At 44.6% G+C, this 26,232-nt stretch carries 21 protein-coding genes and 1 other RNA gene; 8 read left to right on the top strand and 14 right to left on the bottom strand.

Translation table 11 applies throughout. The features are described 5' to 3' along the window. Positions 1 to 59: 59 nt before the first annotated feature. Positions 60 to 398 (bottom strand): gliding motility protein GldC, encoded by a 339-nt coding sequence (gene gldC / locus LWP20_RS05715; protein ID WP_242927164.1) that lies wholly within the window; start codon positions 396 to 398, stop codon positions 60 to 62. 74 nt (positions 399 to 472) lie between these two features. On the opposite strand from gldC, the gene LWP20_RS05720 reads away from it, so the two are divergent. After that, positions 473 to 1,495, top strand: coding sequence for an endonuclease/exonuclease/phosphatase family protein (locus LWP20_RS05720; RefSeq protein ID WP_242927165.1), 1,023 nt, complete (start codon positions 473 to 475; stop codon positions 1,493 to 1,495). A gap of 14 nt (positions 1,496 to 1,509) precedes the next feature. Here the strand turns inward: LWP20_RS05720 and LWP20_RS05725 are convergent, their stop codons facing one another. The 8 genes from LWP20_RS05725 to LWP20_RS05760 form a co-directional block, all read right to left on the bottom strand. Next, entirely contained in the window at positions 1,510 to 2,832 is a 1,323-nt protein-coding gene (locus LWP20_RS05725) for a sensor histidine kinase (RefSeq protein ID WP_242927166.1), read from the bottom strand. A 196-nt stretch (positions 2,833 to 3,028) separates the two neighbouring features. Continuing rightward, positions 3,029 to 4,153: a DNA polymerase III subunit beta gene (dnaN, locus tag LWP20_RS05730; protein WP_242927167.1), complete on the bottom strand. Its 1,125-nt coding sequence runs from the start codon at positions 4,151 to 4,153 to the stop codon at positions 3,029 to 3,031. A 104-nt stretch (positions 4,154 to 4,257) separates the two neighbouring features. Next, positions 4,258 to 5,961 carry a gliding motility-associated ABC transporter substrate-binding protein GldG gene (gene gldG, locus LWP20_RS05735; RefSeq protein ID WP_242927168.1) on the bottom strand — a complete coding sequence of 568 codons (1,704 nt, stop codon included), beginning with the start codon at positions 5,959 to 5,961 and terminating at the stop codon, positions 4,258 to 4,260. Next, positions 5,955 to 6,683 (bottom strand): gliding motility-associated ABC transporter permease subunit GldF, encoded by a 729-nt coding sequence (gene gldF, locus LWP20_RS05740; RefSeq protein WP_242927169.1) that lies wholly within the window; start codon positions 6,681 to 6,683, stop codon positions 5,955 to 5,957. The genes gldG and gldF overlap by 7 nt, the downstream gene beginning before the upstream one ends. Before the next feature lie 119 nt (positions 6,684 to 6,802). Then, positions 6,803 to 7,717 (bottom strand): gliding motility-associated ABC transporter ATP-binding subunit GldA, encoded by a 915-nt coding sequence (gene gldA, locus LWP20_RS05745; protein ID WP_242927170.1) that lies wholly within the window; start codon positions 7,715 to 7,717, stop codon positions 6,803 to 6,805. 129 nt (positions 7,718 to 7,846) lie between these two features. Then, on the bottom strand, positions 7,847 to 8,551 hold the full coding sequence (locus LWP20_RS05750; RefSeq protein ID WP_242927171.1) for an SDR family oxidoreductase: 705 nt from the start codon (positions 8,549 to 8,551) through the stop codon (positions 7,847 to 7,849). A gap of 94 nt (positions 8,552 to 8,645) precedes the next feature. Beyond that, positions 8,646 to 9,341 (bottom strand): hypothetical protein, encoded by a 696-nt coding sequence (locus tag LWP20_RS05755; RefSeq protein WP_242927172.1) that lies wholly within the window; start codon positions 9,339 to 9,341, stop codon positions 8,646 to 8,648. 22 nt (positions 9,342 to 9,363) lie between these two features. After that, positions 9,364 to 10,071 carry an SDR family oxidoreductase gene (locus tag LWP20_RS05760; protein WP_242927173.1) on the bottom strand — a complete coding sequence of 236 codons (708 nt, stop codon included), beginning with the start codon at positions 10,069 to 10,071 and terminating at the stop codon, positions 9,364 to 9,366. A gap of 117 nt (positions 10,072 to 10,188) precedes the next feature. Here LWP20_RS05760 and LWP20_RS05765 point away from each other — a divergent pair, with 117 nt between their 5' ends. Continuing rightward, entirely contained in the window at positions 10,189 to 10,920 is a 732-nt protein-coding gene (locus tag LWP20_RS05765) for an MlaE family ABC transporter permease (RefSeq protein WP_437179401.1), read from the top strand. Between the two features lie 13 nt (positions 10,921 to 10,933). Further along, the gene (locus LWP20_RS05770; protein WP_242927175.1) at positions 10,934 to 11,743 is read left to right on the top strand and encodes an ABC transporter ATP-binding protein; all 810 of its coding nucleotides are present in this window, start codon (positions 10,934 to 10,936) and stop codon (positions 11,741 to 11,743) included. Positions 11,744 to 11,889: 146 nt separating this feature from the next. Here the strand turns inward: LWP20_RS05770 and LWP20_RS05775 are convergent, their stop codons facing one another. The 4 genes from LWP20_RS05775 to LWP20_RS05790 all read right to left on the bottom strand — a co-directional run bounded on the left by LWP20_RS05775 (position 11,890) and on the right by LWP20_RS05790 (position 15,629). Next, positions 11,890 to 13,191, bottom strand: a complete 1,302-nt coding sequence (locus tag LWP20_RS05775; protein ID WP_242927176.1) for a NupC/NupG family nucleoside CNT transporter — start codon at positions 13,189 to 13,191, stop codon at positions 11,890 to 11,892. Between the two features lie 102 nt (positions 13,192 to 13,293). After that, positions 13,294 to 13,890 (bottom strand): bifunctional nuclease family protein, encoded by a 597-nt coding sequence (locus LWP20_RS05780; RefSeq protein ID WP_242927177.1) that lies wholly within the window; start codon positions 13,888 to 13,890, stop codon positions 13,294 to 13,296. Between the two features lie 17 nt (positions 13,891 to 13,907). Then, complete coding sequence (locus LWP20_RS05785; RefSeq protein WP_242927178.1) at positions 13,908 to 14,885, bottom strand: electron transfer flavoprotein subunit alpha/FixB family protein; 978 nt, start codon at positions 14,883 to 14,885, stop codon at positions 13,908 to 13,910. A gap of 3 nt (positions 14,886 to 14,888) precedes the next feature. Beyond that, entirely contained in the window at positions 14,889 to 15,629 is a 741-nt protein-coding gene (locus tag LWP20_RS05790; protein ID WP_242927179.1) for an electron transfer flavoprotein subunit beta/FixA family protein, read from the bottom strand. 66 nt (positions 15,630 to 15,695) lie between these two features. Between LWP20_RS05790 and LWP20_RS05795 the strand changes: the two genes are divergently transcribed. Next, a complete protein-coding gene (locus LWP20_RS05795) occupies positions 15,696 to 16,028 on the top strand; it encodes a tetratricopeptide repeat protein (protein ID WP_242927180.1) in 333 nt (110 codons plus the stop codon). A gap of 276 nt (positions 16,029 to 16,304) precedes the next feature. Next, complete coding sequence (locus LWP20_RS05800) at positions 16,305 to 19,313, top strand: Eco57I restriction-modification methylase domain-containing protein (protein WP_242927181.1); 3,009 nt, start codon at positions 16,305 to 16,307, stop codon at positions 19,311 to 19,313. Between the two features lie 337 nt (positions 19,314 to 19,650). Here LWP20_RS05800 and LWP20_RS05805 read toward each other — a convergent pair whose 3' ends face one another. Further along, on the bottom strand, positions 19,651 to 23,094 hold the full coding sequence (locus LWP20_RS05805; RefSeq protein WP_242927182.1) for a pyruvate carboxylase: 3,444 nt from the start codon (positions 23,092 to 23,094) through the stop codon (positions 19,651 to 19,653). Positions 23,095 to 23,473: 379 nt separating this feature from the next. Between LWP20_RS05805 and LWP20_RS05810 the strand changes: the two genes are divergently transcribed. From LWP20_RS05810 to rnpB, 3 genes are all read left to right on the top strand, one after another. Continuing rightward, the gene (locus LWP20_RS05810; protein WP_242927183.1) at positions 23,474 to 24,379 is read left to right on the top strand and encodes a DUF2279 domain-containing protein; all 906 of its coding nucleotides are present in this window, start codon (positions 23,474 to 23,476) and stop codon (positions 24,377 to 24,379) included. A gap of 201 nt (positions 24,380 to 24,580) precedes the next feature. Further along, entirely contained in the window at positions 24,581 to 25,534 is a 954-nt protein-coding gene (locus tag LWP20_RS05815; protein ID WP_242927184.1) for a Smr/MutS family protein, read from the top strand. A 125-nt stretch (positions 25,535 to 25,659) separates the two neighbouring features. After that, positions 25,660 to 26,051: RNase P RNA component class A (gene rnpB, locus LWP20_RS05820), an RNA gene on the top strand. Positions 26,052 to 26,232: the final 181 nt, after the last annotated feature.

Raw genomic sequence — 26,232 nt, forward strand, 5'->3', positions numbered from 1 at the left:
TAAAAAGGAAAGCCGCTCTGTACAGAGCGGCTTTCCTTTTTATACCTTCGTGGTAAAACTTAACCGTTGTTCTTTTGCTCCTGCTCGATGTGGTCCATCAGGTCCTGGCAAAGAGCACGCATCTTATCAGCCATTACCTTGTCGCTGGTAGCTGTCATCAGGCTTTGCGCCATGGCACCAATAGTATCTACATAAAAATACTTCATCTCCTCTACCGGCATATCCTTTGTCCAAAGGTCAATTTTCATAGTACCGGCCTGGTCGCGGTCCCAAAGGGCAATGTTGATGGCTTTTGCAAAGTGTATCTTCTCGCCTGCATCTGTTGCGCGCCAGCTAATGGCCTCAGGCACTTTTTGTTCGTCCAGAGCAATGCTGAAGTATATCTCTGATTTTTTCATTTTTCGATAAAATTAAACTTTGTACTATATATATCTCGTACTATTCTTAGTTATATTAGGTACAAAGTTACGCGATGCACTACGGAATAAAAATCTTTTTTCTATTTACACTACTCACCCTGACAGGTTGTGCCGGCACTTCCATTACAAAGCAGGGCAAACTATATACTATTGGCTTTTACAACACCGAAAAATTCTTCGACACAGAAGATGACCCGGCCACAAACGACGATGACTTTACCCCCGAGGGGCAAATGAAATGGGATGAAAAGCGCTATAAAACCAAGCTGAAAAACATTAAAGAAGTTATTGAGTCGATGGGCGATAAAGGAGGCGCTGCTTTACTTGGCCTAAGCGAAGTAGAGAACCGCAAAGTGCTGCAGGATCTGGTTAATACCGCCAGTATCCGCAATAAAACCTATAGCATCATCCATTACGATTCACCGGACGAGCGCGGGCTTGATGTTGCCCTCTTGTATAAGCCAAAGCTATTTAAGCCTGTTTCCCATAAAAGTATAAAAGTAGACCTGCCCGGCAAGTATAAATCACCTGATATTCTGATGGTTCAGGGAGAGTTGATGGGTACTATGGTAACTGTATTCGTAAACCAATGGCCCGCTAACAATGGCAGCGAACGGCAGGGCGATAGCCGCAGAAAAATTGCTGCTACTGAGCTGCGCCGCCAGATAAATCTGGTACAGGCACAGGATAAGGACGCTAAAATCATAGTGATGGGAGACTTTGACGACGAACCTAAATCGGCCAATTTAGAGCGTGTTTTAAAAGCTACCGGAAGGCCAAACCCATACTACAAAGATGAGCTTTTTAACGCTTTCTACATGCCTTATATTCAGGGCTTAGGCAGTTACCAGGACCGTGGTAATTTCCAGATGCTGGATCAGATCATGGTTTCCAAATCACTGATCGAGAAGGAAGGACTGCATTATGTACCGGGCTCAGCTACCATCCACGACCCGGAATTCAGCAAGTTCATGTATGGCAAGTATAAAGATACCCCGCGCCGCACATACGCTTATACTTTATACTTAGGCGGTTACAGCGATCATTTTCCGGTATACATTAAAGTACAGAAATAACAGCTGAAGTAATTTTAATTGTTAGCTGGCAAATGGATCCGGAAGGTAGTGCCAACGTTTTCAGAACTATCAATTTCTATCTCTCCTCCGTGCTGCTGCACAAGCGCCTTCACTATACTTAGCCCCAGTCCTACTGAGTGCTCCCCTTTGATGCCTTTGCGCGATGCCTTGGAAAATGACTCAAAAAGGTGGGGCTTCAGGTGATCCGGAATTCCAATTCCGTTATCTGAGATCTGCAGGGAAACTCTGCTATCTGACTTTTCCAGTTCAATCCTGATGAGCCCGTTTTCATTTGTAAACTTTACCGCATTTGAGATAATGTTGTCGAGTACACGTTTAAATCTATCCGGATCAATATTCACATAAACTGGCATTTCAGCTAGGTGTAACTGAAACTGGCGGCTATTTTTGAGTTGCATTTGCCACGGAATCGATACCTCCTCTAAAAAATCATTAATATTTGTATGATGTAATAGAGGTGTTTCCTGCTCATAACGCGCCATCTCCAGCAGGTCGTTTATGGTGCTTTTTGCATCTGTGCAACTTTTCAGTATCAATTCATAAGCAGTTTCCTCGCGCTCAGCCGATAACATTTTTTTCTGAATCAGTTTGATCAGCATTTCGATGCTTGCATAGGGCGAACGCAGGTCGTGTGCTACAATGCCTAGTATACTTGTTTTGGCCTTATTAGCTGCTTCAAGTGCCGATTTCTGCTCCTCTATCTGCTTTAACTGCATGTAGTGGTTTAACCGAAAAGAATAATGCAGTCTGCTAAGTATAAAGAAGAAAAGAAGGATAAAAACAGATCCGGTTTGATTAAGGATCAATTGCTGGGGAGTTAGCGACAGGTAGCTTAGCCCAACTACAAAAATAAGTTCTGTTAAAAGAACCAACAAAAGCGCTTCGCGCAGTTCCAAAATCCAGAGTACCGCTACCAGAATAAGGCCCAGCAAGTACATGGTCATGTTGTTTACCGGATTACCCTGCACTGCAACCGACATCAGGAGGCAGGTTATAGCAAAGGTAAATCCGTATATCAGGTGTAGCAGCCGCTGGTATAAAAATCTGCCGTTAACTATTTTCTTTCGCAGAAAATAATCTGCAGACAACGCGAAACCTGAGCTAATCAGGTAAGAGATATAAGCCACACGATAATAAGCAGCACCCCATACGTATTTATCATACTTCAGAATAGCATTACTTGCCAGTACGATAAAAGAAATTCCCAGCATTACATAAGCTACCAGGCGCATGTTTTTCAGATTCTGGGGCAAACTATAAATCCGGAATCCTTCTATATAATCTTCTGGCGCAGAACGGAAAAAATAGAACTTCATGAGCTAAAACAGTAGTAAAAGTATAATCAGATCAACCCTTTACTCTTGTTATCAATTATTGTATTAATTAGTATATCATTATAAAGTTAAGGCTTAATTTAATTTTCTCCTTAATGAGGTTGCACCTTATTACAACAAGAATAAAAAAAGGCGAGCTTTGGGGCTCGCCTTCTCAATAGTATCAGATTAATCTATTTTAAACGTAGTTGTTCAGCATTACCGGCATTACCAGCATCAGTACACTTTCGTTTTCTTCGTTTGCAATTGGCATTAACAAACCTGCTCTGTTCGGGGTAGATAACTCGAACGTGATTTCATCAGAATCCAGGTTGTTCAGCATCTCGATCAGGAACTTGGCGTTGAAACCGATTTCCATATCCTCACCTTCGTACTGGCAGGTTAGGCGCTCATTCGCCTCGTTAGAGAAATCAAGATCCTCGGCAGAAACCTGCAATTCAGAACCTGAAAGCTTCAAACGGATCTGGTGTGTGGTTTTATTTGAGTAGATGGAAATACGGCGTACAGAGCTCAGCAAAGAAGCACGGTCGATAACCAGCTTGTTCGGGTTCTGAACAGGTATTACGTTCTCATAATCCGGGTAACGCTCATCAATCAGACGGCAGATCATACGGATGTTATCAAAGCTGAAGAACGCGTTTGAATTGTTAAACTCAACACGAACAGCCGTAGCTTCTGTTGGCAATGTAGACTTCAGCAGCGTAAAAGCTTTACGCGGGATAATAAGCGAAGCTTCCTGGCTTGTAGCTATGTCAGAACGGCGGTAACGCAGCAGGCGGTGGCCATCTGTAGCAACAAACGTAACGTTATCAGAACGCAGCTGCACGAAAATACCCGTCATGGCAGGGCGAAGCTCATCATTACTAACCGCAAAGATGGTCTTGTTGATCGCTCTTGAAAGTACATTTGACGGAATCTCGATCGCGTTGCCACCTTTTACAACCGGCACGCGAGGGAAATCAGTAGCATTTTCGCCAGAGAGCTTATAGCGACCGTTTGCCGAGCTGATCTCGATAGTGTACGTCTCTTCGTCTATGGTGAAGGTAACCGGCTGGTCTGGCAGGTTCTTCAGGGTTTCCAGCAAAATTTTAGCAGGAGCGGCAATACGGCCATTCTCTCTCGCTTCCACCTGCAACTCCGTAATCATGGATGTCTCCAGGTCACTTGCTGTTATGGTTAGCGTGCTGTCATTGATTTCGAACAAAAAGTTCTCTAGGATGGGCACCACCGGATTGTTGGTTACCACACCGTTTATGCTGGATAACTGCTTCAAGAGAGCAGAAGAAGAGACGATAAATTTCATTATGTATAGCTATAATGTTATTTGGACAAAGTTATAAATTTTTCGCATTTAAACTACCTGCTTTCTATGCGCTTTTTATTCATTTCAGGTATAAATTTATACTTCTAGAACCGTTCGTAGCGGCGTTTACGCATATAATACCGGATAATACCAAATAAGGCCAGCAGCACAATAGGAGCAACCAGGTTCAAGAGCTGCCAGCGCGTACGCTCTTCTTTTACTCTCACCTTATCCAGAGGCCGCAGCTGAATTTCTTTGCTTCGTACATTTATCAAACCTCCGGCATCTAACAGGTAATGAATCGTATTCATTGCCAGCTCTTTATTCGCAAATTTAACATTGTTGTAGCGGTCAAACCCTAGCTCATACGCTTGTCCTGTTTTAGGGTTTATCTCGTTGCGAACTAAATCTCCATCAGAGAAAACAGCAATTTTTGTGGCTACTCCCTCCTCTTTCACTTTTGGCTCTGCAGCACCTGCCGGAGCCGGCCTGTTCCGGAAAAGCGATGTAAACTTACCTTCGAGTAAATAACCAACTGGTTGCTGTCCTGCCTGGTACTGCTCGGGCTTTACTTCCATGCGGGCTTCTTCCAGTGTTACAGGCACCGGCACCTGCAGTACGCGCGAGTAATTGGAAGTATAAATTAAAGGCGTTTTGCGAATGCCCTCTGCCTTTACTGTATCTATTGTGCCAATAAATTTGCTGTAAACCGCATCCAGATTTCGGGTAATCGGGTGTTTGCTGAAATTGTTGAGTAGCGGGTAAAAACGCCAGTTCACCATTTCGGTTTGTGGCCGGTCGCCCATATAGCCGGTTACCAAAGGTATAAACCCGGAGTTCAGGTCCATAATTATGGTTGGGTTAAGGCGCACACCGTAGCGGAACAGCATATCGTCGAGGTTCAGGTTATAAGGCATGGCAAACATACCGCCTGCACCCACGCTGTCCATATTCGCATTCAGGGCATCTACAAAAAATACCGCCTTGCCGCCATTCATAATAAACTGATCAATTTTATACTTGTCAGCTTCCGAAAATGGCTGTGTCGGCTTGGCAATAATGATCAGGTCAAGGCCTTTTAAAGTAGGAATCTGGGAAAGCTCGCCGCGTGCAACACGGTAATATTCCTGCAGCGAACCAAGCAAATCGGTTGCCTGCTGCATTTCCAGCTCGCCCTGCCCTGTTATGTAACCGATGATCTTGTTACCCTGGAAAGCTACTTTACGGATGCCGGTGGCCAGCTCATACTCCACTCCTTCTACCGATTGGTTCAGGCGCTCATCAGCCGAAGCAGCCAGGTTTCCTTTGAGCAGGTTAACAGCTGTTTCTTTACCTTTATACTTGATAATAGCTCCCGGAAATACAATGCGCTCTACCTGTTTGCCTTCTTCAGTTGCTTTCAGGTTGGTAGGTATGATTCCTTTCTGTGTCAGTTGCTGAAAATAAGCAGTTCGGCTTTTCTCGTCGGTAATGGCAGTCGGGTCTATGAAAACGTAGCGCAGGTTGCCGCCGGCGTAAATTCTGAATTCATCCAGGGTTTCGCGCACTGTTTGCTGCAGTCGTTTAAATCCAGCCGGAAAATCGCCTTCCAGGTATACTTCCACTACCACATCATCTGGCAGGCTTTGCAGCATCTGCTTTGTAACAGGAGCTATGGTATAGCGCTTGTCTTCGGTTAAATCTATGCGGAAAAAATAAGTGGCGGCAAGCAGGTTGAGAAGTATAATGCCGGCTACCCAACCTATAAACCGTATCAAGTCGCGCTTGCGCTTGGTGGTGTGCTGTACTGGCTGCTCTGTTGTTACCATTTTCTGCTGCTAAGTACAAGTTTAGTGGATAGAACCATAATGGCGATTACGCTTAGGAAGTATAAAACATCCCTTGAATCGATCAGGCCTTTGCTAATAGCGCCGTAGTGGTAAGAAATACCTAACTGACTCACATAGTAACTATACTTTCCCCAAAGCGGCATGGAGGCGATCAAATCGAAACCAGTATAAAAGATATAGCACAGGAAAACAGCTATAACGAAGGAGATGATCTGGTTATCAGAAACAGACGAAGCAAATACACCGATGGCAGTAAATACGCCTGCCAGGAAAATAAGCCCCAAGTATGAGCCCACTACTGCTGCAGAATCTATGTTGCCTTGCGGGTTACCCAGGTCGTATACCGAATAGTAATAGAGCAGCGTAGGCAGCAACGCAAAAAGGGCTAGCAGCAACGCTGCCAGGTATTTACCAAGTATAAGCTGTAAATCTGTAATAGGTTTGGTTAGCAACAGTTCTATCGTTCCTTCGCGTTTTTCTTCGGCAAAAGTGCGCATGGTTATGGCCGGAATCAGGAACAGAAAAAGCCAGGGCGCCATATTAAATAGCGTCTGCAAATCTGCAAAACCATAATCGAGCACATTGCTCTCCGGGAAAACCCACATGAACATGCCAACCGCAACCAGAAACACCGTGATCACAATATATGCGATCAGTGAGTTGAGGAAGCCGTTAAATTCTTTCTTAAGTATAGCGTACATCTTCGATGTAATTAAAAATTATGAATTAGAAATTAGAAATAGAGGCGTTTACGAAGTATAACTATCATTCTTCAGAGCACCCTTACATCTAAGTGTTTCCAATTTGTAATTTTGAATTTCTAATTCTTTGTTAATTCCTGGAATATTTTTTCGAGTGAATTTTCTTCCTGGCGCAGGCCTACAAGCGGCCAGTTACGTTCGGCAGCAATACGGAAAATAGCAGAACGAACATCGGCATCCCGGCTGGAAGTAATGCGGTACGTATGGCCCTGCGCAAGACTAACGTTCTGAACACCGTTTATACTTTGCAGTAACTCAACCTCAACTGCCTGCTCAAATTCTACCAAGGTAACTTTTTCGCCGCGCTCACTTGCCTGCAGGCTTGCCACATCGCTGTCAGCTACCAGTTTGCCCCGGTTAATGATAACCACCCTGTCGCAAATGGCGGCTACCTCCTGCATAATGTGCGTTGAAAAAATAACTGTTTTATCCTGGCCGATGCGCTTGATAAGTGAACGTATCTCCACGATCTGGTTCGGATCGAGACCAGTGGTTGGCTCGTCCAGGATCAGCACCTGCGGGTCGTGCACCAATGCCTGTGCCAAACCTACACGTTGGCGGTATCCTTTTGAAAGGGCTCCTATTTTCTTACCCTGCTCCAGCGTAAGGCCGCAAAGCTCTACCATTTCCTGCACGCGCTCGTTGGCTTTTCGCCCGTTAAGGCCATAAACAGAAGCTACAAATTGCAGGTACTCATGCACATACATATCCAGGTAAAGCGGATTATGTTCCGGCAGATATCCTACATTGCGACGCACAGCCATTGGCTCCCGCACCACATCGTACCCGTTTACAAGTATTGTACCGCTGGTTGGAGGTAAAAAGCAGGTGGCAATTTTCATGGTCGTGGATTTACCGGCACCATTCGGCCCCAGAAAACCCAGGATCTGCCCCTGCGCCACTGTAAAAGAAATATCATCCACAGCACGCTGGGCGCCAAATATTTTTGTTAAGTTTTTTACTTCTACAGACAAATCTTAGTAGCTAGATGTTGGATTGTACATGCACTGTTAACAGGAAAGAGATCTTGGCTGCAATTGCCCATACTCTTCCCGGAAAGTTTTGCGACCTGCAAAGTTATAAAAGCTTCGCTATACCTTTAATTATTTTTGAATTTTACCTTTTGGCATTAATGGGCGTACTTCTATTTCTACATGGTGGTAATTAGGGTGAGATTCCAGGGCATGAAGTATGGTTGAGGCAATGTCTTCAGGGCGCATCATGTTCTCCCGCGAGGTCACATTTTCAAAATTATCAAAGAAGTTGGTATCAACAGAGCCCGGAAAGATGCAGGTAACTTTTACGCCATAGTTGCGCACCTCTTTGTACAAAGCCTGCGAAATGCCCCTAACCGCATACTTAGTGCCGCAATAACCCGACATGCTCTCCACGCCTGTTGTACCTGCAATAGAAGAAATATTAATGATATGGCCTTCTTCCATCTCTTTCATGCCCGGTATAACGGAGCGGGTGCAGTAAAACAAGCCATGCACGTTTGTATCGAACATGGTGTGCCAGTCTTCGATATTCTGTTCTTCCAATAACCCGGATATACCCAGACCTGCATTGTTCACCAGTACCGATACGTGGCTGCCTAACTGGTAAATGGTCTGGTCAAAAGCGCGCTGTACTGATTCGGCGTAACGCACATCGCATTCTATAAAATGAAAATTTTCGTGCTTCAGATCAGGCGCTTTACGCCCCCAGCCTGCCACTTTCATTCCTTTGCCGAGAAGAATATTTACAGTTGCAAGACCAATGCCATGGCTTACCCCTGTTACTACCGCTATCTTACCTTCTAATTTCATAGTTTTTGTAGTTTATACTTAGAGCTAGTTTATACTTGGAGCTTTATTTTGAATTTCAGGCTTAAGTTGCTTTGAATAAATTTTAACCGTTATACTATAGCCTGTACAACAAGCCAAGGCGCAAAACACGCATGTATACTTCAGGATTGCTGCCATCATAACTACCAGTATAGTTTGTGAGGCCGTGTACATAGCTGACAGATGCACCATATGGGCCACGGTAAGCTGTTATACCCAACCGAGGCCGGAAATCAAATTGCTGCTTTTCACGCTCACCTTCTATCGTTAACGTATTTCCATTTTCATCTGTGGCCTCGCCTTTCTCCATACTTTTCAGGCCGAAGCCAATGTCTGTGCCTAAGGTTAGATCTATGTCCGCAACAGCGCTTTTAATGCGTTTACCGAAGTATGGCTGCACATTTAAGAACGTATTTTGTTGCGTTACATGCCCATCGCCTTCAGTAGTTAATCTGAAGCCGGTAATGCGGTCTATTTCTACACGGCTGCGCAACTGTTCGGCAGACACCTGCATACCCAGCAGCAAATTTTTATTAGTTACTACCTGTGTTTGCACTCCGCCGCCATAGTTTAAACCTGCTTTTGCGCCAAACCTGCTGCCCACATAAATATCATCTGACGTATCGCTGATGCTGATATTTGTGGACTTTGAAGCAGACTTACCACCGAATCTCGAAAATCCGGAATTTACATGTAGGGCCACTTCCATCTTCTGGCCAAAACTTAGATGAGCGATGGCCAGTCCAGCCAGTACCAGGTATACTTTCTTCATGTATGTATAAAGTATAAATCGATTAAATATCTCCCAGTTGCGGCCTTATCAGGATTTCCTCCACCACACTATTTAGCGATAAGGAGAAAGCGCCGTAAATAGCCATCGCTACGTCCTCAGGTTTCATAAATCTTTCGGGCGGCAGGTCAACGCCTTCCCAACTGGCCGTTTGCGTAGCACCCGGAAGTATAGCCGTTACACGCACATTGTGCTCCTTTAACTCCTCGCGCAGTACTTTTGTCATACCATAAATGGCATACTTGGAAATACAGTAAGAGCCGCCATTGGTGTAAGGTGTGATACTGGCTGTAGAGCACAGGTTAAAAATGTGCCCCGCACGGCTCTTGATCATATCGCCAACAAATGCTTTTGTAATGTAATACGCGCTGTACAGGTTAGTATTGATCATAAAAGGCAAAGCCTCATCGTCTTCCTCGTGTATTTTGCCAGGTATAAAAAGACCGCTGTTATTTACCAGTACTTCCACCTTTACGCCAAGCTTTTTCACATACTTTACAAAGGCATCCAATGAAGTGCGGTTACTGAGGTCGGCTTCCTGGTAAAACACTTTTGAGAAAGTATAAGCTTGTTCTATCTCTAATTTTAACTTTTGCAGATCTTTTGCGTTTCGGGAACAGGTAATAATATGGAAGCCTTCTTTGGCAAATTGCTCCACTACTGCCCGGCCTATTCCTTTGGTACCTCCTGTTACTAAAATATAGCGCTGCATGATTATATATTATGATTTATATGTTTTTGATTTTTAAACGTAATATAGGTATTAATTAAATTAGTTTTGTTTAGAAACACGTTCTAGGCCCCAATACAACCAGCATCCTGACACCATATGTTGCAACATTTCGGAAAGTATATATTATTTATGTCCACTCTCTTCGTACGTGGAGAGTCGCCCCGTATTATTTTTAACAGAACCATAGATGAGGCGATCCTGATAGGCATAAACTCCATTTTTATAGTAGCCATAGTTTCTACTTTTATCGGTGCCGTTACCTGCGTGCAGGTATCCTATAACCTTACAAGCGCCCTTATACCGCGCTCTACCATTGGCTTTATGGTACGTGAAATGACCATACTGGAGCTGGCCCCTACTATTACATCTATTGTACTGGCTGGCAAAGTAGGCTCTAACATAGCCGGCGGACTGGGCACTATGCAAATTACTGAACAGGTAGATGCCCTCGAAGTTATGGGTATAAATTCTGCCTCTTACCTCGTGCTACCTAAAGTATTGGCAGCGCTTCTGGTATTTCCGATGCTGGTTATACTTTCTATGTTTCTCTCTATTGCGGGCGGCTATATAGCTGGCACGCTTTCAGGCGAGATTACAGCACAGGAATACATTTCAGGTATCCGGGAAGATTTTATTCCTTATAATATCACGTTTGCGCTCATCAAATCAGTTGTGTTTGCTTACCTGATCTCAACAATCTCTTCTTTCAGAGGTTATTATACTTCGGGAGGCGCTCTGGAAGTAGGTGCTGCCAGTACAACAGCCGTAACAAACAGTGTTATAGCCGTTTTAATCGCAGACTTTATCTGCGCACAGTTACTCCTGTAATACCCTTTTTATCATGATAGAAATACATAACATACATAAGTCATTTGGCGGCAAAAAGGTATTAGATGGTATCAGTGGCGTTTTCGAGTCGGGTAAAGTTAACCTGCTCCTGGGCTCCAGCGGTACCGGTAAAAGCGTACTGCTGAAATGCATTGTAGGCCTGATAAAACCCGATCTGGGCAGCGTTACCTTCGATGGCACTTACTTTACGAATAACAAACTCGATATCCGGCAGGAAATCAGGCGCAAGATTGGCATGCTCTTCCAGGGTTCAGCTTTATTCGACTCTATGACAGTTGAGGAAAACGTAGAATTTCCGCTTAAAATGCTGACCGACATGAGCAAGAAAGAGCGCCAGGAGCGTGTTGATTTTTGCCTGAAACGTGTAGGTTTGGAAGGATCTAACAAAAAGATGCCAGCTGAAATAAGCGGTGGTATGAAAAAACGCGTAGGTATAGCCCGTGCCATTGCACCTAACTGTACTTATCTTTTCTGCGATGAACCTAACTCCGGCCTCGATCCGCTTACGTCTATTAAAATAGATATGCTGATAAAAGAGATTACAGAGGAGTATAATATCACTACCATTATTGTAACGCACGACATGAACTCGGTGATAGAAATCGGTGATAAAATTTTCTTCCTGTATGAAGGCAAAAAACTTTGGGAAGGAACCAAAGATGACATCATGGAAACTGATATACCTGAACTAAACGAGTTTATTTTTGCTAACCGCCTGATGCGCGATGCCAAGAAACTGGAAGACGAAGAACACCGCGAAGAGGAAAAAGAACGTTTAGCTGAAGAAGGCAGGCAATCCTGAAATTACCAGTTATAGATTTTATAAATTTCTATACAAGTATACTTTGTAAGTATGGTCAAAGTATAAACTGACTTACCAATAGTATAAGCACAAAAAAGCCTCTCCTATTAATAGGAGAGGCTTTTTTTTATAGTAGCAGGTATACTTTATATACTGAATAGCATACCGGCCACAGTAGCCGACATCATACAGGCAATGGATGCTCCTAATAGCGATAGTAAACCAAGCTTGGAAATATTACCCTGCTGATTTGGCGCCATGCCCCCAATACCACCAACCTGTATGGCAATGGAGCTGAAATTAGAGAAACCGCAAAGGGCATACGTTGCCATGATAACCGATTTTGTAGATAGTGTACCGGCAGCTTTCATGTTAGCCAGGTCAAGGTAAGCCACAAACTCGTTAATGGCTGTTTTCTGGCCAAGCAAGCTACCAACCTGCAACGTATCGGCCCACGGCACACCCATAATAAAGGCAAATACCCTGAAGATCTGGCCTAAAAGGTACTGGAAAGAGAAACCGTTGAAGCGGCCATCCGTGCTGGAAACTACAAATTCATTCAGGCCGGTTACCCCACCCAACTTTAACAGGATGTAGTTAAGCAAAGCTATAACCGCAATAAAGGCCAATAGCATACCGCCTACGTTTGCAGCAAGGCGCAGACCATCGCCGGCCCCTCTCGAAAGCGCATCGATCAGGTTAACACCCAATTGCTCTTCGTTTACTTCCAGTTGTGTATTGATTTTATGATGCTCTGTTTCAGGCACCAGCATTTTGGCAAGTACAATACCCGCCGGCGCATTCATGATAGAAGCGGTTAACAAGTGAGCTGCAAATATAGCCTGCTGAGCCGGATCGTTACCCCCCAGGAAAGATACATAGGCAGCTAAAACACCACCCGCCAAGGTTGCCATACCGCCTGTCATTAAGCACATTAGCTCCGAACGCGTCATACGGCTGATGAACGGACGTACCAGTAGCGGCGCCTCTGTCTGGCCCATAAAGATGTTACCGGCAGCAGAAAGGCTTTCCGCGCCAGATAGGCGCATACCCTTTGACATTACCCAGGCAATACCGTAAACGATCTTCTGCAGAACGCCCAGGTAGTATAAACCCGAAGAAACAGCCGAGAAGAAAATAATGGTTGGCAGAACGTTGAATGCGAAGATAAATCCTAAACCGCTGTTCTGAGCAGGGTCAGCAAGGTTGCCAAACAGGAATCTGGCCCCCTCGTTGGAGAAGCTGAGCAGTTTTACAAAAAGCTTGCTTACAAAAGCAAAGCCATCGGCAACAAAAGGCACTTTGGTAACCAACACCCCAAACAGAAGCTGCAGGAACACACCATAAGCAACCAGTTTCCAATCGATTGACTTCTTGCTGGTTGAAAACAAAAAGCCTATCCCTAACAGGACCACAAGCCCTATTATACCTCTAAAGATATCAAACATATAATGGCTAAAAATTTGACAAAAATAGCGCAAATTGTTTAAAAAAAAAGACCATCCTGCATTCAGGATGGTCTTTTTATCGAACTCTATACTGTGTTATCGTTAATTTCGCTTATTTAACTCATCGCGGATCTTGGCGGCACGCTCATAATCTTCCTTTTCCAGCGCCTCATTCAACATTTTGTTCAAATCGTCAACCGAGGTCTGGCTAAGTGATTCTTTAGAAGAAGTTACGGTTGGCGTACTTTTAACAGCCATTTCTTCGCTTTCTTCATCTTCATCCTCCAGATCGCTAAGTATGATACCGGCTTCAGACAAAACACTTTCTACAGTATAAATAGGTACTCCGAAACGCAGACCTATGGCTATGGCATCAGACGGACGTGCATCCAGTTCAAATTCCCTGTCGCCATCAGTGCACATAATCTTGGAATAGAAAACACCTTCCTTCAGATCCGAAATCAGTATTTCAGTTATACTTACGTTTACCTGCTCGGCAAAAGTCTTGAACAGATCGTGCGTAAGCGGGCGGTTCGGGTTTATCTTCTCTATCTGTATAGCAATGGATTGCGCCTCAAACATTCCAATAATGATGGGCAGTCTTCTGTTGCCGTCTCTCTCCCCTAGTACAAGTGCAAACGAGCCTGTTTGCGATTGGCTGGATGAAAGACCGAGTATCTCTAGCTGAATTTTTTTCACAATGAGTTCTTCTTAGTCTATTTGTCTAAAGCTTTTGCAGCTTCTATTAATTTAGGAACAACTTCCAGTGCATCGCCAACTATGCCATAATCAGCAGCTTTGAAGAACGGCGCTTCCGGATCCTTATTAATAACGACAATCACTTTAGAAGAGTTAACCCCTGCCAGGTGCTGGATAGCGCCGGATATACCAATTGCAATGTATAAATTAGGGCTCACTGTAATACCAGTCTGGCCTACGTGCTCGTGGTGAGGGCGCCAGCCGATATCGGCAACAGGCTTGGAGCAGGCTGTAGCAGCACCAAGCTCTTTGGCAAGCTCTTCTATTAAATGCCAGTTTTCAGGGCCTTTCAGGCCGCGTCCGCCCGATACTACAATTTCAGCTTCCGGAAGCAATACGCCACCATCTGTATCCTGCATTACGGTTTCTTTCGGAGCAGCAGCAAAATCAGCGTCTGTAAGCTCGGCAGAGAATTTTTCTACTGTAGCAGTACCGCCCTGGCTGGTGATCTCGATAGAGTTTTTCTTAACGGCAATGATCTTCACGTCTGAGGTAAGCTCTACATCAGCAAAAGCCTTACCTGAGAAAACACCACGCGTTACCGTAAACGAGCTGCCATTGATCTGCGGAAGCTGCGTTACGTTTGTTGCCAGCGAGCCATTCAGCCTTACGGCAAGTCTTGCGCCTACGGCAGCACCGATGTTGGTATTAGAGAAAATAATAACTTTTGAATTTTCCTGGGCAGCTGCTTTTGCAATAACCTTTACATAGGCTTCTGTAACAAAGTTGTTCAGGCGCGGGTCGTTGTCGTAAAGCACGCGGCTTATGCCCTGCTCGCCAAGCTTTGCTAGCGCATCGTCGTGTACTTCGCCAATGGCAAGGGCAGTGGCCGTTGTACCTAGCGTTTGTGCTACCTGGCTACCATAAGAAGCTGCCTCCAGCGACGACTTCTTGATCTCACCATTAAATCCTTCTACTAAAACTAAAACTGACATATCTTATAGTACTTTAGCTTCGTTTCTCAATAATGTAATCAATTCACCTGCATTTTCAGCATCGATCATACGTACACCGCCTTTTTTCTCAGGCTTGCTGAAGCTGGTGTAAGCTGTTTTAGCTTCGTTGCCAACCGGCTCAACTACTTTTAAAGGTTTTGTACGGGCAGTCATGATACCACGCATGTTCGGGATACGAGGCTCGCTCATTGGCTGCTGTGCGCTGGCCACAAACGGCAACTGCACTTCTACAACCTCTTTACCACCTTCGATCTCACGCTCTAAACGAGCTGTGTTGTCGTTTACCATATCCAGTTTAAAAGCAGGAACTACTGATGGGATGCCCAGCAACTCGCCTACCATACCATGCACCTGCGAGCCATTGTAGTCGATTGACTCCTTACCCATCAGGATCATGTCGTAGCCGCCTTCTTTAGCAACTGCAGCAATCTGTTGTGCTACAAAGAAAGCATCTTTCGGATGCGCATTCACACGAATAGCATCGTCTGCTCCAATGGCAAGCGCCTTACGGATGTTTGGCTCAGCATCAGCTTCACCTACGTTCAGCACTGTTACATTGCCGCCTTTTGCTTCTTTCAGCTCTATAGCGCGTGTCAATGCGTATTCATCCCACGGGTTGATTACGAACTGTACACCGTTCTTATCGAATTCTTTGTTATCGCCAGTAAAGTTGATCTTGGATGTAGTATCCGGAACGTTACTGATGCAAACTAATATTTTCATGGTTAGAAATGTTAGCTTATTAAAGGTTAAATTTGTGCGAAGTTAGTAAAATATAGCCAAATCGAAATGTCACAAGATAGAATAGCGCAACTTCATAAATTTCTTGAAGAAGACCCGAATGATCCTTTCACGATCTATGCCCTGGCCATGGAATATAAGCCAACAGACAAGGAAAAAGCACTAAGCTACTATACTCAACTCCTGACCGGGCATGAACGTTACGTGGGTACATATTACCACGCAGCTAAGCTGTACGAAGAGTTGGGCCAAAACGACGAAGCAGAACGCATCTATAAAAAAGGAATGCTCATCAGCAGGCAGGAAGGTAACCTGCATGCTTTCTCAGAATTGCAGCAGGCTTACAACAAGCTGATGGGCCTTGATTATGAAGATGACTAGACTGCCGGCTGCATGAACCAAAAATAGTATGCATGCAGCATATATACAAGCTATACTTATATAACTTGTATCAGGCAGTTTTTGTTTGGATAAAACGGGATGATCAACAGGCCCTTGCTGACCTCACAGCGTTTATAAAACCTGTGAGTGTCTGCGGCGGTGGCCTTTGCTCCGTTGGTACCAAGACACTCACAGGTCTGGAAGACACTGTGAGGTCTGTAAACTCCCAATTCGCACAAATTATACTATATTGCCATTCCTTTATACTCCTAAGCTATGGCATTCTTCCAGACTTCTGTAACAAACAAGTACCTTAAAACCCTTGACAAGGCAACTATAAGCGCGGCGTATTCCCGTTTTAGAACCCACTTCCATAACCCCGCCATACAGGAGAACATACGCAACAGCAAGGAAGAGCAATACCAGGGCGAGTTTCTGATTGATTTGTTTGTGAACGTACTGGGCTACACCAAAAACCCCACGCCAAACTATAACCTGACCACCGAGCACAAAAACGTAAAAGACAGCAAAAAAGCGGACGGGGCTATACTTGTGAACGATGCCGTGAAAGCGGTGATAGAACTGAAAGGCACCAACACAACCGACCTGGGCAAAATTGAAGAACAGGCGTTTGGCTATAAAAACAACCAGCCCGGCTGCGTATATGTCATCACGTCTAACTTTGAGAAGCTTCGGTTTTATATTGATAATGCCGTAGAGCACCTGGAGTTTAATTTGTTCTCCCTCACCGAAAAGGATTTTGCGCTTTTATACTTGTGCCTGGCCTATGAAAGTATAGCCAAGGGCACGCCTAAAAAGATAAAGGACGAATCGGTTAGCCAGGAAGATGTAATAACCAAACAACTATACAAAGACTACTCGCTGTTTAAGCGCGAACTATACCAGAACCTGGTTAGCCTGAACCCGCAATTCGAGCCGCTGGACTTGTTCCGGAAATCGCAGAAGCTACTGGATAGGTTCCTGTTTCTGTTTTTTGCCGAAGACCGCCAGCTGCTGCCGCCCAACTCGGTGCGGCTTATACTTGCCGACTGGCGCGACCTGCAGGACCGCGACGTGGAAATACCGCTTTACGACAGGTTTAAGAAATACTTCGGGTACCTGAACACGGGCTACAAAGGCAAGCGCTACGATGTGTTTGCCTACAACGGCGGCCTGTTTAAAGCCGACGACATACTGGATACCATTGAGATGGACGATGAGCTGCTGTACAAGCACGCCCTGAAACTATCGGAGTATGATTTTGCGAGCGAAGTAGACGTAAACATTCTGGGCCATATTTTTGAGAACTCCCTGAACGAGCTCGACGAGATAAAAGCCCAGCTCGAAGGCCAGACCATAGATAAAGCCAGCACCAAGCGCAAAAAAGACGGCGTTTTTTATACCCCGAAGTATATTACCAAATACATAGTAGAGAACACCGTAGGCAAGCTGTGCACCGAAAAAAAGGCCGAACTGCAGCTGAACGACGAAGACTACACCACCGACAAAAAGCGGCAGAAGAAAACTATAAAAGCGCTTGACGACAAACTGAAAGCTTACCGTGACTGGCTGCTGCAACTAACCATATGCGACCCTGCCTGCGGCTCGGGAGCATTCCTGAACCAGGCCCTGGACTTTCTGATTGCCGAACACCGCTACATAGACGAACTGCATGCCAAGCTGTTTGGCGACTTATTTATACTTAGCGATGTAGAGAAAAGCATTTTAGAAAACAACCTGTTTGGCGTAGACTTGAACGAGGAAAGCGTGGAAATTGCCAAGCTGAGTTTATGGCTCCGCACGACCCAGCCCAACCGGAAACTAAACGACCTGAACAACAACATAAAGTGCGGCAACTCCCTGATAGACGACCCCGAAGTGGCCGGCGACAAAGCCTTTAACTGGCAACAGGCCTTCCCGCAGGTGTTTGAGAAAGGCGGGTTTGATGTGGTGATTGGTAATCCGCCGTATGTTTTTGGTGGCAATGAAGGCATCTCAGCTGAATCGAAAGTCTTTTTCAAAAACAACTATGTAACAGGAAATGGAAAGGTCAATCTATTTACATTATTTATTGAGAAATCAAATGTGATACTTAAGGAAGGTGGAGAATTTTCCTTTATCATTCCTAATACTTTCCTTAGAGTTACTTCTTACCATGAATCCAGAAAGTTCTTTGTCAATAATTTCAACTTTAGAGAATTAGCAGATTTAGGTACAGATATATTTGAGAACGCAGTAACTACGGCAATGATATTAATTGCTACTAAATGTAATCCAAAAGCTGATTCAAAAATCAAAATAATAAAAGATTTTAGTGGAAAGTATACTGAGTTAAATTTGAGTGAGATTATATCAAACGATTATATAATCACGACAAATGTTTCTGATGAAAAAGGATTGATCTTAAAGAAGATGTTAAGCGATTCAGATTTATTAGGTGATGAATGTGATGAAATGATCTTTGGCGTTGTAATAACAAAAAATAAAGATGAAATTGTAAGTAGTACACAATTAGAAGGTTACAAACCTTTTCTTGAAGGGAAAGATATTTCATCATATATAATTAAGCCGATACATCAATACTTAAATTATACACCTTCATTACTTCATAGAGCAAGAACAAAAGGAGTATTTGAAGTACCTGAGAAGTTATTAGTACAGCGTATTACTGGTGGCAGGAAACCACTAAAAGTTGCTTATGATAATAATGGATTTTATAACAAAGAATCCATAAACAATATCATACTTAAACCCGACTCAAAGTATAAATCTAAATTTATATTAACACTACTAAATTCCGAGCTTATAAACTGGTTTTATAACAATCAGTTTACAAATGAATCTACTTTAACAGTAAATATTTCTAAAGAATATTTATCTCGCATCCCAGTTAAAAATACAGAGCAACAACCCTTCATCGAAAAAGCTGATGCGATGCTTTCTTTAAATGAGGCATTACAAAGTATAAATCAGAAGTTTCAGCGCACACTTTCGCGCAAATTTGGGTTAACCGAGCTGCCTAAAAAACTACAGGAGTGGTACCTGCTGCCGTATGTCGAGTTTATAAAAGAGCTGGCCAAAAAGAAAGTAAAACTAAGCCTCGCCGACGAAGCCGAGTGGGAAGATTACTTTACCGAGCAAGCCGAAAAAGCCCTCTCGCTTAAAAACCAGATACAAACCACCGACGCCGAAATAGACCAGCTGGTATACCAACTATACAACCTAACCGACGAAGAAATAGCTATAGTTGAAGGCCGGGAGGCATTGGCAGCCGCCGAACTATAGTTGTAAAACACCACTGTAGAAACAGGTCGCGACCCAAGGTCGTCAACTTAAGGATTCTTCTGTCATTTCGAACGCTAGTGAGAAATCTGAAATTGCGCCATTGCTTTAAATCAATCCAGATCTCTCATTTCATTCGAGATGACAATTTGGGGCTTAAACCCTTAACTTGAAGGCATTGGGTCGCGACCTGTCTCTGCAGGATTGTTCACAGGTTTATGTTTTCTGAGCTGGCTTGGGTAAATCATCAAATAAAAGAATTTGTATGCCGCATTGGCTATAAAGCAAAAGAGCCGCCTTTTTTACAGGCAGCTCTTTTTTCTGAAGTATAAACTATACTTTAGCTCAATGTCAATACTAAGTCATCGGTGTTCACCAGCGAGCCTTCCGCTAAATGTATAGCCGATATCAGGGTATCTTCTGAAGCCGTAATGGTTGTTTCCATTTTCATGGCCTCTATAATAAAGAGCGGTGTATTTTTCTTTATCGGCTGTTCTTTTTCCACCAGAATTTTCGACAACAAACCTTGTAACGGAGCGCCCACATGTTTCGGGTTAGCCTTGTCTATTTTCTGGTGCTCTATGCGCTCTACTTTCACCGCCTTGTCCCGTACCTCAATGTTGCGTGTCTGGCCGTTTAGTTTAAAGAACACCGTGCGCATACCATCTTCGTTTACGTGGCCCAGCGATTGGTATTTAATTACGATGGATTTACCACGCGCAATGTCGATGATGGCCTCTTCGCCTGGCTGCATGCCATAGAAGAACAAACGGGTCGGGATTTTGGAAACATCGCTGTACTGCTCGTAGTGCTTGTAATACGCCTCGTATACTTTAGGGTAAAGCTGGTACGAAAGGAAATCGGTATACTTGGTTTCTTTACCGAACTTCTCCTGGAAAGCTGCAAACTCTTCATCAATATTAACAGGCTCCAGGTGCTCGTTTGGCCTGCCTGTAAAGGGCTTGCTGCCTTTAAGTATAATATCCTGCAGCTTTTTCGGGAAACCTCCAACCGGCTGCCCCAGATCGCCTTTAAAAAACGACTGCACCGATTCCGGAAACGAGATCTGATCGCCGCGCTCCAGCACATCTACCGTAGTCAGGCCGTTAGATACTAAGTATAAAGCCATATCCCCCACTACTTTTGAGCTTGGCGTTACCTTTACCACATCTCCGAACAGGTTGTTTACATCGGCATACGTTTCCTTAATCTCTTCCCATTTATCGCCAAGACCCAGCGCATTTGCCTGTGGGCGTAAGTTGGAATACTGGCCTCCCGGAATTTCGTGATTGAATACTTCGGCTGTACCCGCTTTAAGACCAGATTCGAAAGGATAATAGTATTCGCGCACCGTTTCCCAGTAGTTGGAGTGGCGGTTCAGGCTGGCCTGGTCAAACTCGCGGTGGCGCTCCTGGAAGCGCATGGCCTCCACCATACTATTAAAATTAGGCTGCGACGTAAGTCCCGACATAGAACCCAGCGCTACGTCTATCACATCAACGCCCGCTTCTATCGCCTTTAAATAAGTTGCTGATTGTATTGAGGAGGTATCGTGTGTGTGCAGGTGTATCGGTATTTTTACTGTACCGCGTAAAGCTTCAACCAAGACTTGTGCAGCGTATGGTTTTAACAGGCCGGCCATATCTTTTATAGCCAGTATGTGCGCGCCTGCATCTTCTATCTGCTTAGCCAGCTGCAGGTAATAATCTAAAGTATATTTTGTTTTTGATGGATTCAGAATATCACCGGTATAGCAGATAGCAACCTCTGCCAGGCCTTGCGTGCGCTTGCGTACAAAGTCTATGCATGGTTTCATACTTTCCAGCCAGTTCAGCGAATCGAATATGCGGAAGATATCAATACCAGTTTCCCATGATTTCTCCACAAACGATTCAATCAGGTTATCCGGGTAAGCTTTGTAGCCAACGCCGTTAGAGCCACGGATCAGCATTTGCAGTAGTATGTTTGGTACAGCTTTGCGTATCTGCGCCAGGCGGTCCCATGGGTCTTCGTGCAGAAAACGCAGGCAAACATCAAAGGTAGCGCCGCCCCATACTTCCATACTAAAGGTTTGCGGATGGTCTTTGGCAAATGACTCAGCCACTTTCATAATATCAAAAGTTCGCATGCGGGTAGCCAGCAACGACTGGTGCGCATCCCGAAAAGTGGTATCTGTATAGTGTATCTTATTGTCGTTACGCAGCCATTTCGAGAACTCATCCGGGCCCATCATGCGGAGCAGGTCTTTTGTACCTTCTTCGTAGGGTTTGTTCAGGTTAAACCCACGGAAATCCGGTTTGGTAAGCACCTTGTTCGGGTCGGGGTTCTTTACATCGGGGTTACCATTTACAATAACCTCTGCCAGGAAACTGAGCATTTTGGTTGCCCTGTCCTTGCTTTGTTTAAACACGAACAGCTCCGGGTGGTTTTTCACAAAATCCACAGTGGCATCGCCGGAAACAAAAACAGGGTGGTTAATGATGTTCTGCAGGAACTGTATGTTCTGCTTCACGCCCCGGATTCGGAATTCATCAAGCGTGCGCGCCATTTTCATGGCTGCGTGGCGCAGCGTAGGTGCCTGAGCAGATACTTTTACCAGCAACGAATCGAAGAACGGGCTGATCTTGGCGCCCTGATAGACGCTTCCCTGGTCTAATCTTATACCAAACCCACCTGCGCTCCGGTAGGCGATAATCGTACCATAATCCGGTTTAAAATCGTTTTCAGGGTCTTCGGTAGTGATGCGGCACTGAATGGCAACACCATTGGCGCGTACTTTATGATTTGGCCCAAGCAGAACTTCTTCGTGGTCCAGCCTGTAACCATCGGCAATAAAGATCTGCGTTTTTATCAGGTCAATGCCGGTTATCATTTCCGTAACCGTGTGTTCTACCTGAATACGCGGATTTACTTCTATAAAGAATATATTGTTGGTATGAGGCTCTACCAGGAACTCTACTGTGCCAACGTTATTATAATTAACCGCCGAGCAAATCTTAATGGCATAGTCGTATAGTTGCTGGCGGGTTTCTTCGTTCAGGCTGATGGCCGGGGCTACTTCCACCACTTTCTGAAAACGGCGTTGCACAGAGCAATCTCGTTCGAAAAGGTGCGTAATGTTGCCATAGTTATCGGCCACAATCTGCACTTCGATGTGTTTCGGGTTCTCTACATACTTCTCCAGGAAAAGTGTATCGTCGCCAAAAGCCTTCAGTGCTTCGTTTTTAGCCTCAAAAAAACCTTTTTCCAGTTGCTCATCGTCGCGGATTACGCGCATACCACGGCCACCACCACCGGCAGCAGCTTTCAGCATCAGCGGGTAACCAATACGTTTCGCTTCGCTTAGGGCAATGTCGTAAGTGGTGAGGTCTGGTATGTTACTTTCTATAATGGGTACCTGGCAGCTAACGGCTACTTTTTTGGCTGCAATTTTATCGCCCAGCGAGGCCATTACCTGCGGTTTAGGTCCAATAAAAATGATACCATTATCGGCACAGCGCTGCGAGAAATGCTGATTTTCAGACAGGAAACCATAACCAGGATGTATGGCATCTACCCCGTTTTCTTTGGCAATTTTAATAATGCCGTCGATGTCGAGGTAGGGTTGCAGTGGCTGATTGTCTTTACCGATCTGGTAAGCTTCATCGGCTTTATAGCGGTGTAGCGAGTAGCGGTCTTCGTAAGTATAAATGGCTACCGTTTTTATGCCCAGTTCGGTGCAGGCGCGCAATACACGAATGGCAATCTCGCCCCGGTTGGCGACAAGAACTTTTTTAATATTCATACAGAAGGTGAGATGGGATAAAGTTTATTCATAGATTGAAAAAGAACGACGGCTACCTGTTACCTGTACATGTTAAAAAAGGTATGGTAAAAGCAGCCGGCGGAAGTATAGCCTCAGGCACTTATTTGTTTTGGCTGTAGATAATATCGTATTTTACATCAGAAGGTTATAATTCAATTTATACTATATCTCATGCCCTTTTGCAACGGAATAATTATACTTAAGCCTCAACAATAACAAATTTGTGAAATTGGGATACATGATGCTTTTACCAACTTCACGCGTGTTCATACATGAAACATAGCCATAGTTCATAAGGCAAACGGATCTGTTACTATAAATCGGAAAGCATTTAAAGGCGTTTGCTTATCTTTGAAATATGAGCCTGCGTCTGCCAGTTTTTTCGCTTTTGCTAAGCCTGTTACTTTTTCAGCCGGTTATAGCGGGCACTTTACCTGATTCTGTACAAGCCCCTGTAAACAAGAAACGGCTGCTTATACTCGGCAGCAGCTTTGCAGCGGGCTATACAGGTATGCTGGTATCGCTGAATGAAGCCTGGTACCAGAACCAGGAGCGCACCGATTTCCATTTTTTTAATGACAACCATCAGTGGAAGCAGGTAGATAAGGCAGGACATTTCTGGAGTGCTTTTCATGAGAGCCGTGCCGGTATAGATATGCTGCGCTGGGCGGGTGTGGCTGATAAGAAAGCTATACTTTACGGCGGACTTTTAGGCGTGGTATTACAAACACCGATAGAAGTTTTTGATGGTTACCAGTCAGATTATGGCGCATCAGTTGGCGATCTGGTGGCCAACACGGTAGGTTCTGCAGCTGTAGTTGCACAGGAATTAGCCTGGCGCGAAGTACGCATTATGCCTAAGTACTCTTTTCATACTACCCGCTATGCCGATGTAAGGCCCAATGTTTTAGGCAACAACCTAACTGAACAGGCACTGAAGGATTACAATGGGCAAACTTACTGGCTTTCTGTTAACCCCTCAGCCTTCCTGACAGTAGAAAGCCGATTTCCGAAGTGGCTGAACATGGCCGTTGGCTATGGCGCCGAAGAGATTGTTTATAACAGCAAGGCAGGAAACGAAGCAGCCGGTTTTAACGCGCACCGCCAGTATTACCTGAGCCCCGACCTGAACCTGTTACACTTTAAAGGCCGAAACAAAATACTGAATACTGCACTTTATATTCTCAGCGCCATCAAAATACCTGCACCCACTTTAGAGTATACCAGCAAAAACGGGCTGAAAGCACACGCTTTATACTTCTAAAATCCCCACCTAAAACATTCGTATATTTGCTATAGTTGATGAATAGATCAGGGATTGAAGTTCACCCACCCCTGCCCCTCCGAGGAGGGGAATTATCCGCTAAGTATTTATTCCCCTCTTGGGAGGGGTTAGGGGTGGGTTAACATTAGCTGATTTCTAATTTCAGCAATCAACAAACAACCATTAACAAATAACGAAACTATGAACGTAGGAGACCGCGTGCGCTTGATGACCGGCAGAGAAGAAGGCATCATTACCCGCATTTTAGATAATAATATAGTAGAGGTAGCTATTGATAACGACTTTACCATACCTGTTTCCCGACGAGAGATCGTGCTTATCGCACCTGAAGAGGCAAAAGCTTTCCGCGGACAGGAGCAGGAAAGTATAAAACCTTCGGCGCGCAAAGAGCCACCAGCACCCGTACTGGCAGAAAAAGGCATTTACCTGGCTATGGTGCAACAATCAGAAGAATTGCTGGCCGCAACAGTAGTTAATAACACCGATTACGATGTGCTGTTTACAAGTGGCGAAGAGCGAAACAACAAGTACCGAGGCCTGCAAAACGATAAACTGGCACCAAAGGCAACGCGCGTTATCGGGCATTATCACCTAAAAGATTTTGAACAGTGGCCGAGCCTGCTGATCCAGTTTCTGCAGCACCGTAACGGAGCACCAACTTTGTTTGAGCCAGTTACAAAGCGCGTACAGTTCCGGGCAAATTCTTTTTATAAGAGCAAAAAACCCGCACCCGTAATTAACAAAGATGCTTACGTTTTCCAGCTCGACAGCAAGCCAACTATAGTTGATACCGACAAGATAAAAGAGCAGATGGCTGCCGCTGCACCAAAAGAGAACTATAAACTGGAAGCGCCCAATCATGAAGTAGATCTGCACATAGAAAAACTGGTAGAAGATGTAAGCAATCTTAATAACACCGCTATGCTTAAACTGCAGATGGAGCATTTCCAGGATGCGCTGGACAGAGCCATGGCCGCAAACATGCATGAGATTGTGTTTATACATGGTGCCGGAAACGGTGTGCTGCGCAAAGAGATCCAGAAAGTACTGAGCCGCACCCCGGGTATCAAATTTTTCGAAGATGCCCGAAAAGAGAAGTTCGGTTACGGCGCTACATTGGTCAGACTTAAATAACGGATAGCAGTAAACAGTTAAAAAATAATTCTGAAAATATAAGAGATAGAATTTTAATACACTGGTTACTGTTTACTAATAACTGTTCACTGTTATTAACTATCTTTACAGCTACAAAGAAATTAACAACAAGCCATCTTATCGCTGCTCTTTACGAGAAGAGGAAAGTCCGGGCAACACAGAGCATCCTACTTCCTAACGGGAAGGGGCTTTTTTGGAGACGAAAAAGCTACAGCCAGTGCCACAGAAAATTACCGCCCCGAAAACTTTCGGGGTAAGGGTGAAAAGGTGCGGTAAGAGCGCACCAGCGGCTGGGTAACCAGTCCGGCTGGGTAAACCTTAGGAGTTGAAAGACCAAATAGGCTGGCAGAGTCTCGCTTCGGCGGGGCTAAGGGCTGCTCGTCCGATGTCAGTGGGTAGGTCGATGGAGCCTGCGCGCGAGTTCAGGCCTAGATAAATGATAAGACGTGGGGCTTCGGCCCTGCGACAGAACCCGGCTTACAGGCTTGTTGTTAATTTTTTCTTTGCCCTCCCCTTTTTATACTTACACTTTATACTTGTTATACTTTATATTTTAGCCGCAGCTCAAGTATAAACCCTACTTTACTTAACATAATTATCAAACTATGAACTTATGCATTAGGCGCAAGTTTACATTAATTCTCCGTTACTGTTTTGCTATCTTTGCAGCAATAAAC

The sequence above is a fragment of the Pontibacter vulgaris genome, from assembly GCF_022758145.1.
Classification (GTDB): Bacteria; Bacteroidota; Bacteroidia; order Cytophagales; family Hymenobacteraceae; genus Pontibacter; species Pontibacter vulgaris.

What these genes read in the sequence shown, in the direction of transcription:
- gldC (WP_242927164.1), bottom strand. Translation starts at nt 398, where the DNA reads ATGAAAAAATCAGAGATATACTTCAGCATTGCTCTGGACGAACAAAAA.
- LWP20_RS05720 (WP_242927165.1), top strand. Translation starts at nt 473, where the DNA reads ATGCACTACGGAATAAAAATCTTTTTTCTATTTACACTACTCACCCTG.
- LWP20_RS05725 (WP_242927166.1), bottom strand. Translation starts at nt 2,832, where the DNA reads ATGAAGTTCTATTTTTTCCGTTCTGCGCCAGAAGATTATATAGAAGGA.
- dnaN (WP_242927167.1), bottom strand. Translation starts at nt 4,153, where the DNA reads ATGAAATTTATCGTCTCTTCTTCTGCTCTCTTGAAGCAGTTATCCAGC.
- gldG (WP_242927168.1), bottom strand. Translation starts at nt 5,961, where the DNA reads ATGGTAACAACAGAGCAGCCAGTACAGCACACCACCAAGCGCAAGCGC.
- gldF (WP_242927169.1), bottom strand. Translation starts at nt 6,683, where the DNA reads ATGTACGCTATACTTAAGAAAGAATTTAACGGCTTCCTCAACTCACTG.
- LWP20_RS05750 (WP_242927171.1), bottom strand. Translation starts at nt 8,551, where the DNA reads ATGAAATTAGAAGGTAAGATAGCGGTAGTAACAGGGGTAAGCCATGGC.
- LWP20_RS05755 (WP_242927172.1), bottom strand. Translation starts at nt 9,341, where the DNA reads ATGAAGAAAGTATACCTGGTACTGGCTGGACTGGCCATCGCTCATCTA.
- LWP20_RS05760 (WP_242927173.1), bottom strand. Translation starts at nt 10,071, where the DNA reads ATGCAGCGCTATATTTTAGTAACAGGAGGTACCAAAGGAATAGGCCGG.
- LWP20_RS05765 (WP_437179401.1), top strand. Translation starts at nt 10,189, where the DNA reads ATGTTGCAACATTTCGGAAAGTATATATTATTTATGTCCACTCTCTTC.
- LWP20_RS05770 (WP_242927175.1), top strand. Translation starts at nt 10,934, where the DNA reads ATGATAGAAATACATAACATACATAAGTCATTTGGCGGCAAAAAGGTA.
- LWP20_RS05775 (WP_242927176.1), bottom strand. Translation starts at nt 13,191, where the DNA reads ATGTTTGATATCTTTAGAGGTATAATAGGGCTTGTGGTCCTGTTAGGG.
- LWP20_RS05785 (WP_242927178.1), bottom strand. Translation starts at nt 14,885, where the DNA reads ATGTCAGTTTTAGTTTTAGTAGAAGGATTTAATGGTGAGATCAAGAAG.
- LWP20_RS05790 (WP_242927179.1), bottom strand. Translation starts at nt 15,629, where the DNA reads ATGAAAATATTAGTTTGCATCAGTAACGTTCCGGATACTACATCCAAG.
- LWP20_RS05795 (WP_242927180.1), top strand. Translation starts at nt 15,696, where the DNA reads ATGTCACAAGATAGAATAGCGCAACTTCATAAATTTCTTGAAGAAGAC.
- LWP20_RS05800 (WP_242927181.1), top strand. Translation starts at nt 16,305, where the DNA reads ATGGCATTCTTCCAGACTTCTGTAACAAACAAGTACCTTAAAACCCTT.
- LWP20_RS05805 (WP_242927182.1), bottom strand. Translation starts at nt 23,094, where the DNA reads ATGAATATTAAAAAAGTTCTTGTCGCCAACCGGGGCGAGATTGCCATT.
- LWP20_RS05810 (WP_242927183.1), top strand. Translation starts at nt 23,474, where the DNA reads ATGAGCCTGCGTCTGCCAGTTTTTTCGCTTTTGCTAAGCCTGTTACTT.
- LWP20_RS05815 (WP_242927184.1), top strand. Translation starts at nt 24,581, where the DNA reads ATGAACGTAGGAGACCGCGTGCGCTTGATGACCGGCAGAGAAGAAGGC.